Origin of the sequence: Actinosynnema sp. NPDC059797 (assembly GCF_042732085.1) — a bacterium.
Lineage (GTDB): Bacteria > Actinomycetota > Actinomycetes > Mycobacteriales > Pseudonocardiaceae > Actinosynnema.
Genome location: NZ_JBHWIE010000072.1, coordinates 9404 through 20804 on the forward strand (window position 1 = coordinate 9404; position 11401 = coordinate 20804).

An 11401-nucleotide genomic window follows, 5' to 3' on the forward strand; every position below is an offset into this window, starting at 1 on the left:
CGCGCCCGCCGCGGGCGGGGGGGGGGCGGTGGGGGGGGGCGGCCGGCGGGGACCCCCCGGCGGCGCCGGGGGGCCGGGCCGGGACCGGCGCCGTCAGGACGGCGCAGTCAGGACGACGCCGTCAGGTTCGGTTCGCGGACACCCCGGTCTTCGCCGGGGCGGCTCACCACAGCGCCGTCAGGCGGAGTTCGCGGATGCCCCCGGATCCCGGGGGGCAGCTCACCGACCCGGCCCGGCCGAACGACAGGGGCTTGCCGGTCACGGACGACCCGTCACGGCACACCGCGCCCATCAGGTAGAAGCCCGAGGGGCCGCCCGTCTGGACGCAGGTGATCGTCGCCGACCCGCCCCCGGAAGGCGTGTAGGTGTACTCGCACTCGAAGGTCCGCCTCGAGGACACCGCCGTGCCGGAACCGGGCACGGTCGGGTTGAGCGGGATGGTGATGGTCTCGGGTTCGGCGCTCGCCACGGCGGTGGCGCCGCCGCCGACCACGGTGCCCAGGGCCAGCAGCAAGGCCACCACCAAGCGGACTGATCTCAGCATGTTCTCTCCCGTCGTCAGGCAGGGAAGGGGTGGGCGCAGCGCCCACCCGTGACGGAACGTTCGGCACCATGCGGATCACGTCGACAGCTCGCGAATACGAAAGTGTGGAAGAAGGGGCCGAGCGGACCAACGGCTTGGGCACGGCGCGCCACCGCCGCCGCCGCGACCGGCCGCGCCTCAGGCCCCTTCGGACAGCGGCGCGGGCTCGGAGTCGGCCAGGTTCTCCGGCAGCTTCAGCCCCTCGTGCAGCGGCACCAGCTCGGACTGGAGCACCAGGGCCGCGCCCCCGATCGCCGACGCGGTGGCGGCCGACCGCGACAGCCTCACGTCGACCCGGTGTGCGGCGCGGGAGAAGAACGCCCGGTCCAGCTCGTCGCGCACGACCGGCAGGTAGACCGAGCCCGCGATGGCGAAGCTGGGTCCGGTCAGGACCAGGACCTCCAGGTCCATGATGTTGGCCAGGGTGCGGGCGGCGGTGGCGATGTACCGGGCCGAGCGCTCCAGGATGGCCAGCGCGGACGGGTCGCCCCGGCGGGCCGCGCGGCTCACCGCGGCGAAGTCCGACGAGACCGACTTGGGCCTGCCGGTCAACCCGGCGGCGCGGGCCAGGGCCGCGTCGGCGCGGGCGGCGGCGACCACGGCGGCCGGGCCGGCCAGGACCTCCACGCAGCCGCGCGCGCCGCACCAGCACCCGGGGCCGTTGGCGTCCACGCAGATGTGGCCGACCTCGCCGGCGTTGCCGCTGGTGCCGCGGTAGGCGATGCCGTTGATGATCAGACCTGCGCCGATGCCCGTGCCCATGTAGAGGGCGGCGGAGATGGCCGTGCCGCCGATGCCGCCCGACCAGTGCTCGCCGAGGGCGGCGGCGGTGGCGTCGTTGTCGAGCACCACCGGCAGCGCGGTGGCCCGCTCCAGCGCCTGGTCGAGGGGGAAGTCCTCCCACTTGCGCATGGACGGCGGGGTCAGGCCCATGCCGGTGGTCGAGCTGAGCGGCCCGGGTGAGACCAGGCCCAGGCCCAGGACGCGGTGGCGGTCGACGCCGACGCCCTCGATGAGCGCGTCCACCTCGGTGGCCATGCGCTCCACGACGGTCTGCGGCTCGGCCGCGCCCGCGCCGGCCCTGGTGATGCGCGCGACGACCGAACCGCCCAGGTTGGTGAGCACGTAGGTGATGCCGGCGTGGTCCAGGTGCACGCCCACCGCGTAGCGGGAGGAGTGGTTGAGCTGGAGCAGCACCCGCCGCTTGCCGCCGGTGGACTCGGCCCGGCCGGTCTCGACCACCAGGCCCTCGTCGATGAGCTTGCGGACCACGGTGGAGATGGTCGCGCCGGTGAAGCCCGTGGCGTTGATCAGCCCCACGCGGCTGATGGTGCCCGCCGCGCGGATCACGTCGAGCACGGCGGCCTTGCTGCTCGCGTGTTGGGTCGCCCGCGCAGGTCCGCTCACGTGGCCTCCGTCTTGGTTCGTTCGTCGGACGAAGGGTAGCAACTTGACCCGCAGATGAAGCGGAAGTGTTGACTTCGTTTCTTCATTGACTTAACAATCTGCCTCAACGCGGGACCGCGGCCGGTCCTGGGCCAGGAGAGGAATCAACGATGTTCCTGAAGGCAAGGCGCTCCTCACGGGCGCGCACGGTGGCGGCCGGGCTGGCCGCGGTGGCCGTGCTGGCGACCGCGTGCGGCGGATCGGGCAACTCGGGCGGCGGCGGCGGGAACGCGGACACGCTCATCGTGTATACGGGCCAGTCCGGCGACTGGCAGCTGAACTTCAACCCGTTCGCGCCCTCCACGCTGGAGGGGCCGGGCACGATCTTCGAGCCGCTGTTCTACTTCAACCGGCTCCGCACCGTCGACCCGCGCCCGCGCCTCGGCAAGTCCTACGAGTGGAACGCCGACGGCACCCAGCTCGACATCGAGCTGCGCGACGACGCCAAGTGGACCGACGGCGAGAAGTTCACCGCCGAGGACGTCGTGTTCACCCTGGACATGATCAAGAAGAACCCGTCCATGAACGGCACGGGCTACAAGGGCGAGGCCACGGCGGTCGACGACACGCACGTCACCGTCAAGTTCGCCGAGCCGTCCTTCATGGAGGGCCCGCAGGTGCTCGGCGCGATCTACATCGTGCCCCAGCACAAGTGGAAGGACATCGCGACCCCGGCGACGGACGTCGTCAACCAGCCGGTCGGTACCGGTCCGTTCGTGCTGGAGGAGTTCAAGCCCCAGGCGTTCACGCTGAAGGCCAACCCCGACTACTACGCCGGCGAGCCCGCGCTGAAGAAGGTCCGCTACGTGGCGCTGTCGGGCAACCAGTCCGGCGAGGCCGCGCTGCGGCAGGGCCAGATCGACTGGCAGACCGGCCCCGTGCCGGACATGGCCAACATCGAGAAGAACTACCCCGGCTACAAGGGCATCACCTTCCCGATGAACCAGACGGCCCTGTTCACCTGCTCGAACGCCGAGCTGGGCTGCCAGGGCCCGCAGACCGACGTCGCGGTGCGCAAGGCCATCTACTACGGGATGAACCGCACCCAGATCAACTCGCTGGCCTTCGAGAACACCGCCAGCGAGATCTCGCCCGGCTTCGCGCTGCTCGAACGCGACAAGGAGGTCGTCTCCGGCGAGCTCCGGGAGAAGACCGCGCCCATGCAGCCGGACGTGGCCAAGGCCACCGCCGCGCTGGAGTCCGCGGGCTACGCCAAGGGCTCCGACGGCATCTACGCCAAGGACGGCAAGCCCGTCGCCATGACGATCAAGGTCGTGGCCGGCTGGACCGACTACATCACCGCCGTGGAGACCATCGCCCAGCAGCTCCAGCAGGTCGGCATCAAGATCACGCCGCAGCAGGTGTCCTGGAACGAGTGGTCCGACTCGCGCGGCCGCGGCCAGTACGAGCTGCTGATCGACGCGCTGCACCAGGGCCCCGCGCCCGACCCGTTCTACAACGCGTCCTACTTCTTCAGCACCGCCACCACCGCCAAGGTCGGCGAGGTCGCCAACCCGAACTTCTCCCGCTTCTCCAACCCCGCCGTCGACAACGCCCTCACCGCCCTCAAGGGCGTCGACCCCGAGGACAAGGCCGCGCGGCAGCAGCACTTCGACACCATCCAGACCGAGATCGAGAAGTCGATCCCGTACATCCCGATCCTCACCGCCGGCACCACCAGCGAGTACAACGCCAAGAAGTTCACCGGCTGGCCCACGAAGGAAGACCTCTACGCGGTCGCGGCCGTCTGGCAGCGCCCCGACCACTCGGAGATCTTCCTGAAGCTCAAGCCCGCGGGCCAGTGACCGGGGCCCACTAGAACCGATTGGCGGACCGATGAGGTACTACGCCCGAAAGTTCGCGTTCTACCTGGTCGCCTTCTGGGCGGCGCTGACGCTGAACTTCTTCATCCCGAGGCTGATGCCGGGCAACCCGGTGGACATCCTCATGGCGAAGCTCGCGCAACGGGGCGGGACCGTGGACCCGTCGGCCCGCAGGGCGTACGAGCTGCTGCTCGGCGGGAACAGCAGCGAGTCGCTCTTCCAGCAGTACCTGTCCTACCTGGGCAACATGTTCCGAGGTGACCTCGGCGTCTCGGTGTCGGCGTTCCCGACGCCGGTGTCGGAGATCATCGGGCAGGCCCTGCCCTGGACGCTCGTGCTCGTGGGCATCGCGACGTTCCTGTCGTTCGCCCTGGGCATCGCGCTGGGCACGTTCGTCGGTTGGCGGCGCGGCACCTGGCTGGACGGCCTGGTGCCCGCCACCACCGTGCTGGCCGCCGTGCCGTACTTCTGGCTGGCGCTGATCCTGGCCGCCGTGCTCGCCTCGGCGCTGGGCTGGTTCCCGCTGCTCGGCGGCTACGACGTGGTCCTGTCGCCGGGCTGGGACGCCGAGTTCATCGGCTCCGCGATCTACCACGGCACGCTGCCCGCCCTGACCATCGTCATCTCCTCGGTCGGCGGCTGGCTGCTGGGGATGCGGAACATGATGGTCTCGGCCACCGCCGAGGACTACGTGCTGACCGCCAGGGCCAAGGGCCTGCGCGACTCGCGGATCATGATCAAGTACGCGGCCCGCAACGCGGTGCTGCCCTCCGTCGCGGGCTTCGCCATCTCGCTGGGCTTCGTGGTGTCCGGCTCGGTCATCACCGAGCAGGTCTTCTCCTACCCCGGCATCGGCTCCAAGCTGCTCCAGGCGGTGCAGAACAACGACTACGCCCTCATGCAGGGCATCTTCCTCGTGATCACGGTCGCCGTGCTCGGCGCGAACCTCGTGGTCGACCTGCTGTACGCCGTCATCGACCCGCGCACCCGCGTCAGCGGCTGAGAAGGAGACCGGACACCGTGACCAACCTGAGTCCCGTCACCGTCGAGCCGCCCCGGGGCCGCTCCGGCCTGCGGTCGATGCTGCCGCGCTGGTCGCCCAAGCTGGGCGTCGGCCTCGGCCTGATCGCGGCGATCAGCCTGTTCGGCCTGGTCGGGCCGCTGCTCCTGGGCGACCCGAACCTCATCCGCGACCTCGGCCTGACCGCGCCGGGCGGCGAGTTCCTCCTCGGCACCACCCTGACCGGCCAGGACGTGCTGGCCCAGCTCGCCTCCGCCACGCGCGGCTCGCTCTACATCGGCCTGCTCGTCGGCGTGATGGCCACCGTGCTGTCGGCGCTGTTCGGCATCGTCGGCAGCTACGTCGGCGGGTACGTCGACGAGGGCTTCTCGCTGTTCTCCAACGTCATGCTGGTCATCCCCGGCCTGCCGCTGGTGATCGTGATCTCCGCGTTCGTGCCCGCCGACCAGCGCGGCTCGTGGACCATCGCGGTGGTGCTGGCCATCACCGGCTGGGCGGCGTCGGCCCGCGTGCTGCGCGCCCAGACGCTGTCGCTGCGCAACCGCGACTACGTGGCCGCCGCCAAGGTGTCCGGCGAGAAGCCGTGGCGCGTGATCACCGTCGAGATCCTGCCCAACCTGCTGCCGCTGCTGGCCTCGCAGTTCGTGTTCGCGGTCATCTACGCGATCCTCAGCGAGGCGGGCCTGTCGTTCCTCGGCCTGGGCGCGTCCAACTCCTCGACGCTGGGCACGATGCTCTACTACGCCCAGAACGGCTTCGCGCTCCAGCGCGAGGCGTGGTGGTGGTTCGTGCCGCCCGGCCTGATCATCGCCCTGTTCGGCTGCGGCCTGTCGCTGGTGAACTTCAGCATCGACGAGATCATCAACCCCAAGCTGCGGGACGTCCCCCGCCGGGCGGCGGCCGTGCCGGACCGCGCGGCCGAGCCGGTGGCGCGCACCGACGACGACGTGGTGATGACCGTGCGCGACCTGTCCGTGGTCTACCAGGTCGGCACGCCGGTGCACGCGGTCAAGGACGTGTCGCTGACGCTGCGGCGCGGCGAGATCCTGGGCCTGGCCGGCGAGTCCGGCTGCGGCAAGACGACCCTCGCCTACGCGATCAACCGGCTGCACCGGCCACCCGCCGAGGTGACCAGCGGCTCCGTCACGTTCCACGACCGCGAGGGCGGCGACCTCGACGTGCTCGCCCTCGAACCCGGCGAGCTGCGGGCGTTCCGCTGGTCCAAGCTGTCGATGGTGTTCCAGGGCGCGATGAACGCCCTGAACCCCGTCATCACGGTCCGGGCGCAGCTGGAGGACGTGCTCACCACGCACCGGCCGGACATGACCGGGGAGCAGCGCCGCGCCCGGTGCGAGGAGGTGCTGAAGCTCGTTGGCGTCGACGTGCGGCGGCTGCGCTCCTACCCGCACGAGCTGTCCGGCGGCATGAGGCAGCGCGTGGTCATCGCCATGGCGCTGCTGCTCGACCCCCAGGTCATGATCATGGACGAGCCGACCACCGCGCTGGACGTGGTGGTGCAGCGCGGCATCCTCCGGGAGATCCTGCGGCTGCGCGACGAGATCGGCTTCGCCGTCCTGTTCATCACCCACGACCTGCCGCTGCTGCTCGAACTGGCCGACCGCATCGCGGTGATGAAGGACGGCGAGGTCGTCGAGTACGCGACCGCCCAGGAGATGTACGAGCGGCCGGCGCACCCCTACACGCGCAAGCTGCTCGAATCGTTCCCCAGCCTGACCGGCGAACGCGGCTCGTTCGTCCGGTCCGGCGAGTCGGCCTCGGCCGAGCCCACTTCCCCCGGAGGCGTCCGATGACCACGTTGGAAGCGCGCGACCTGGTCAAGGACTTCCACGTCCGGGTCGGCCTCAGGCGGGTGCGGCTGCGCGCGGTGGACCACGTGTCGTTCACCCTCACCCCCGGCCGCACGGTCGCGCTGGTCGGCGAGTCCGGGTCCGGCAAGTCCACCATCGCGCGGATGATCGCCCGCCTGGAGAAGCCCACCGCCGGGTCCATCGCGGTCACCGCCGACGACGGGCGGCGCGTGCCCGACCGGCAGTACCGCGACCACGTGCAGATGGTGTTCCAGGACCCGTTCGCCTCGCTCAACCCGTTCCACACCATCGCCCACCACCTGGAGCGACCGCTCAAGCTGCACGGCAAGCCGCACGGGTGGGACGAGGTGGTGCGCCTGCTGGAGCGCGTGTCGCTGCCCGGCCGCGACATCGCGAACCGCCGCCCGCACGAGCTGTCCGGCGGCCAGCGGCAGCGCGTGGCCATCGCGCGGGCCCTGGCGCCCGGCGCGCGGGTCGTGGTGGCCGACGAGCCGGTGTCCATGCTCGACGTGTCGATCCGGCTGGGCGTGCTCAACCTGCTCGCCCGGTTGCAGCGCGAGGAGCAGCTGGCCGTCCTCTACATCACCCACGACCTGGCCACCGCCCGGCACTTCTCCGACGACATCCTCGTGCTCTACAAGGGGCGCGTGGTGGAGCGGGGACCCGCCGACGACGTGATCCTCAACCCGCGGCACCCGTACACGCGGATCCTGGCGTCCGCCGCGCCGAACCCGGACGCGCGGGGCCGCTCCCTCGACATCGACCCGGCGGAGGTCGAGAAGGCCGGCGCCGCCGCGGCTTACGACCACAACACCGGGGCGTGGGAGGAAGTGGCGAAATGACGCTCACCTGGTCCACCGGCGCCGTGCGGCTCTCGTTGCGGGTGGACGAGGGGCCGGTGAGCCTGGTGTCGCTGCGCCCCGACGGGCCGCGCGACGGCGTCGGCGTGCCGCTGGTCGAGGTGCAGGCCCTCGGCCACGGCCGGTTCCCCGGCGGCCACCGGTACGCCGACACCACGATCGGGGCGCGGCTGCGCTACCGGGAGCACGAGGCGACGGCGGACGAGCTGCGGGTCGTGCAGCACGACCCGGTGACGGGCCTGGTCGCGGTGTCGGTGTTCCGGGGCGTGGCCGGGGTGCCGGCGGTGCGGACGTGGACCGAGGTGTCGGTCGAGGGCGACCCGGTCCACCTCCAGGCGGTCACGTCGCTGTCCACCGGCGCGTTCCTGGTCGACTCCGGGCGCACCGTGGACGAGCTGGACCTCGTGCACGCCGACTCCGACTGGGTGGCCGAGTCGCGCTGGCGCCGGACGCCGCTGCGCGAGGCCGGCCTGGTGGCGATGGACCCGGCCGCGCACCACCACGCGTCGCGCAGCCGGTTCGCGCTGACCTCGCGCAGCTCCTGGTCCACCGGCGAGCACCTGCCGACCGGCGCGCTGGTCGCGCGGGACGACAGCTGGGCCCTGGCGTGGCAGGTCGAGCACAACGGGGCGTGGCACTGGGAGGTCGGCGAGACCTTCGCCGGGGCGTACCTGGCGCTGCTGGGCCCGAGCGACGCCGAGCACCAGTGGACGCGCGTGGTGACCCCGGAGCGGGGGTTCACCACGGTGCCGGTGTCCGTGGCCGTCGCCGCCGGCGGGGTGGACGAGGCGTTCGCGGCGCTCACCGCGCAGCGGCGCGCCACCCTGCGCGACCGCCGCGCGCCCCACCTGCCGGTGGTGTTCAACGACTACATGAACACCCTCATGGGCGACCCCACCACCGAGAAGCTGCTGCCCCTGGTCGACGCGGCGGCGGACGTGGGCGCGGAGTACTTCTGCGTCGACGCCGGCTGGTACGACGAGGACGGCCGGTGGTGGGACAGCGTCGGCGCGTGGCAGCCCTCGCGGACCCGGTTCCCCGGCGGGTTCGGCGAGGTGGCGGACCGGATCCGGGCCCGGGGGATGGTGCCGGGGCTGTGGCTGGAGCCCGAGGTCGTCGGCGTGCGGTCCGAGCTGGCGCGCGTGCTGCCGGACGAGGCGTTCTTCCGGCGCCACGGCGAGCGGGTGGCCGAGCACGGGCGGTACCACCTGGACTTCCGGCACCCCGAGGCGGTGCGCCACGTGGACTCCGTGGTCGACCGGCTCGTCGGGGAGTTCGGGATCGGCTACCTGAAGCTGGACTACAACACCATGCCGGGCGCGGGCACCGACGTGGGCGGGGTGGCGCCGGGGGAGGGGCTGCTCGGGCACAACCGGGCCTACCTGGCGTGGCTGGACGCGCTGCTGGCGCGGCACCCGGGGCTGCTGCTGGAGAACTGCGCGTCCGGAGCCATGCGGATGGACTACGCCCTGCTGTCGCGGCTGCACCTCCAGTCCACCTCGGACCAGCAGAACCCGTTGCTGTACCCGCCGATCGCCGCCGCCGCGCCGGCCTCCGTGCTGCCGGAGCAGTGCGGGAACTGGGCGTACGCGCAGCCGGGGATGACCGACGAGGAGGCGGTGTTCACGCTGGCCACCGGCGTCCTGGGGCGGTTGTACCTGGCGGGGCGGGTGGACCTGATGGACCCCGGGCGGCGGGCGCTGGTGCGGGAGGCCGTGTCGGCGCACAAGGCGTTGCGGGCGGAGATCGCCGGGTCGGCGCCGTTCTGGCCGCTGGGGTTGGCGGGATCCGGTCCGTGGGTGGCGTCGGGGCTGCGGGCGGTGGACGCGTACGTGACGCTGTGGCGGCTGCCGGGCGCGCCCCCGTCGGTGTCGCTGCCGGTGGGCGCGCTGCGGGGGCGTGGGGTGGTGGTGTCACCGGTGTTCCCGGCGACGGCCCCGGGGTGGGGGTTCTCCTGGGACGCGGGACGGGGTGAGCTGGACGTGCGGCACGACGGGGACGCGCCGGCCGCCGTGGTGGTGCGGTTGGCGTAGGGGGTCGTCGCCGGGCTACCACTCGCCGATGACCGGGGGCGCCACCGCGTCGGTGTTGCCGAACACGGCCTCGGGGTCCGGTTCGAGGAGGTAGGACGCGGTCTGGTGGTCCTTGTCGTCGTCGTTGGGGGTGGTGCCGGGGGCCATCGCGCCGCCGAGGGGTGAGGCGTGGGTCGCGCCGCCGGGACGGGTGGTCGCGGTGGTGCGGGCGGCGGTGTCGGCGGGGGTGCCGAGGACGCCGCTGGAGTTCCTGGCCGAGTTGGGGCCGTTCGACCCCGCGGGGCCGCCTGCGCCTGGTGCGCCTGGTGCGCTTGGTGCGCCCACGCCGCCGTACCGGCCCGCGCCCGCTCCGGCGCCCGTGCCGCCGCGCGAACCCGTGCCGGTGTGCGGGCCTGGACCGCCGGCCCTGGCGTTGACCCCCCGGGCCGGGCCGGGGTACCCGCCGGTCCCGAAACCGCCCGGGGGTGACCACTGGGGACCGGCGGGGGACGCGGCGCCGTGGCCGGGGGTGTGACCGGCCGGCGGGGGAACCGGGCCGAAGCCGCTGGGGGTGGTCGTCGCGCCGCCGCCGGGCGTGGTGGCCGTCGTCCCCTGGGGAGCCGTCGTGCCGCTCGGGAGCGGTGCCACGGCGGTGTCGTCCGCCTCCTGCCGACCCGTGCTCTCCGGGAGGGACCGGCGGTGGTCGGTGCGGGGCTTCTGGACGCGAGGGGGCGGTGGAGGGGGCGGGGGAGGCGGAGGAGGCGGTGGCGGGGCGAACGCGGGCTGGGCGGCGGAGGTCTCGGCGAGGATGCGGTCGTAGGTCTCCACCACGTGGACGGCCACCTGGTGGTCGCGCCGCTGCCGCGCGTACTCCGCGAGGTCGGCGGAGGCCTGCCGCACGAGCTCGAACGGATCCGTGATCCTCGCCAGCCGCTGCTCGATCGCATCGGGGGTGAGCGTCTCGGCGGGGAGCTGGGGCATCCTCCGCCGCGCCTCGTCCAGCGCCCTCGCCTGCACGTCGGCCATCTCACCGGCCTGGTTGGCCGCGAACGCGAACGCGTTGACCCCCCGGGCCAGGTCGTACAGCTCCTGCCGCGCCCCGTCGCCCGCCTCGCCTTCCCACTCCGGCGCGCTCGCGCTCGCGGCACGGGCGACGGCTTCGCTGAACTCGACCATCACCCGGCGCAGCTCGCCCCACAAGCGCCCCGTCTCGTCCACCACGCCGGGGTTGCCCTCGTTGAGACCGCCGTGCAGCTCCGCGTGGGACAGGCCGGAATACAGGACGTCGGGTTTCGCCGGCGCGACGCGGGTCGTCGCCTGATCCATCGGTTCCCCTCCTCAGGGCAGTCTCGGCTCCACCAGCCCGGCGAGTCGGTGGGTGAACGGGCAGGGGTCCTCGCCCTGTCCGGCCTTCAACCCGATGTCGACCCGCGAGGACGACGACACGCCCAGGGCGACGAAGCAACTGCCACCGGTCGACACCCACGACTTCGCCTCGTGGTCACCCACCGTGAGGTCGCTCATCGGGTTGGTCGCGGGCAGGTCGGCCAACCCGGCGTTGGTGCGAACGTCGATGGTGAGGTACCTCCCGCCCGGTTCGTACCGGCAGCTGCTGGCGGACCCGAAGTCGTCGCGGGTGGGCGTGACCTCGATCGGCCCGAAGACCTGCTCGACCTCGTCCTCGGCCAGCAGACCGCACGGGTCGGCTTCGTCCAGCGTGGCGGGGACACCGCTCCGCGCGGTGGACGTCCCGGTGCCGGGGGTGGTGGGGGGGGGGGGGGGGCCCCCCCCCCCCCCCCCCCCCCCCCCGAAAAGGAGAAAGCCCCC

The 11401-nt window shown here is 72.7% G+C and carries 9 protein-coding genes; 5 read left to right on the forward strand and 4 right to left on the reverse strand.

The window, feature by feature from the left end:
• Positions 1 to 163: 163 nt before the first annotated feature.
• A complete protein-coding gene (locus tag ACFV4N_RS19005) occupies positions 164 to 544 on the reverse strand; it encodes a hypothetical protein (protein ID WP_499673856.1) in 381 nt (126 codons plus the stop codon).
• A gap of 177 nt (positions 545 to 721) precedes the next feature.
• Positions 722 to 1990 (reverse strand): ROK family transcriptional regulator, encoded by a 1269-nt coding sequence (locus ACFV4N_RS19010; protein WP_499673857.1) that lies wholly within the window; start codon positions 1988 to 1990, stop codon positions 722 to 724.
• 149 nt (positions 1991 to 2139) lie between these two features.
• Between ACFV4N_RS19010 and ACFV4N_RS19015 the strand changes: the two genes are divergently transcribed.
• Genes ACFV4N_RS19015 through ACFV4N_RS19035 form a run of 5 tightly spaced genes read left to right on the forward strand, consistent with a single transcriptional unit; the run spans position 2140 to position 9595 of the window.
• Positions 2140 to 3834 carry an ABC transporter substrate-binding protein gene (locus ACFV4N_RS19015; RefSeq protein WP_499673858.1) on the forward strand — a complete coding sequence of 565 codons (1695 nt, stop codon included), beginning with the start codon at positions 2140 to 2142 and terminating at the stop codon, positions 3832 to 3834.
• Between the two features lie 31 nt (positions 3835 to 3865).
• The gene (locus tag ACFV4N_RS19020) at positions 3866 to 4855 is read left to right on the forward strand and encodes an ABC transporter permease (RefSeq protein WP_499673859.1); all 990 of its coding nucleotides are present in this window, start codon (positions 3866 to 3868) and stop codon (positions 4853 to 4855) included.
• 17 nt (positions 4856 to 4872) lie between these two features.
• On the forward strand, positions 4873 to 6684 hold the full coding sequence (locus ACFV4N_RS19025; protein WP_499673860.1) for a dipeptide/oligopeptide/nickel ABC transporter permease/ATP-binding protein: 1812 nt from the start codon (positions 4873 to 4875) through the stop codon (positions 6682 to 6684).
• Positions 6681 to 7544, forward strand: coding sequence for an ABC transporter ATP-binding protein (locus tag ACFV4N_RS19030; protein WP_499673861.1), 864 nt, complete (start codon positions 6681 to 6683; stop codon positions 7542 to 7544). The genes ACFV4N_RS19025 and ACFV4N_RS19030 overlap by 4 nt, the downstream gene beginning before the upstream one ends.
• A complete protein-coding gene (locus ACFV4N_RS19035) occupies positions 7541 to 9595 on the forward strand; it encodes a glycoside hydrolase family 36 protein (protein WP_499673862.1) in 2055 nt (684 codons plus the stop codon). Before ACFV4N_RS19030 ends, ACFV4N_RS19035 begins: the two co-directional genes overlap by 4 nt.
• 15 nt (positions 9596 to 9610) lie before the next feature.
• On the opposite strand, the gene ACFV4N_RS19040 is transcribed toward ACFV4N_RS19035, so the two are convergent.
• On the reverse strand, positions 9611 to 10900 hold the full coding sequence (locus ACFV4N_RS19040; RefSeq protein ID WP_499673863.1) for a hypothetical protein: 1290 nt from the start codon (positions 10898 to 10900) through the stop codon (positions 9611 to 9613).
• A 12-nt stretch (positions 10901 to 10912) separates the two neighbouring features.
• Positions 10913 to 11401 (reverse strand): DUF3558 family protein (locus ACFV4N_RS19045; protein WP_499673864.1); only part of this gene is annotated, 489 nt, incomplete at its 5' end.

Excerpts from the sequence above, each read along its gene's own strand:
- ACFV4N_RS19005 (WP_499673856.1), bottom strand. The coding sequence starts at position 544 with ATGCTGAGATCAGTCCGCTTGGTGGTGGCCTTGCTGCTGGCCCTGGGC.
- ACFV4N_RS19015 (WP_499673858.1), top strand. The coding sequence starts at position 2,140 with ATGTTCCTGAAGGCAAGGCGCTCCTCACGGGCGCGCACGGTGGCGGCC.
- ACFV4N_RS19020 (WP_499673859.1), top strand. The coding sequence starts at position 3,866 with ATGAGGTACTACGCCCGAAAGTTCGCGTTCTACCTGGTCGCCTTCTGG.
- ACFV4N_RS19030 (WP_499673861.1), top strand. The coding sequence starts at position 6,681 with ATGACCACGTTGGAAGCGCGCGACCTGGTCAAGGACTTCCACGTCCGG.
- ACFV4N_RS19035 (WP_499673862.1), top strand. The coding sequence starts at position 7,541 with ATGACGCTCACCTGGTCCACCGGCGCCGTGCGGCTCTCGTTGCGGGTG.
- ACFV4N_RS19040 (WP_499673863.1), bottom strand. The coding sequence starts at position 10,900 with ATGGATCAGGCGACGACCCGCGTCGCGCCGGCGAAACCCGACGTCCTG.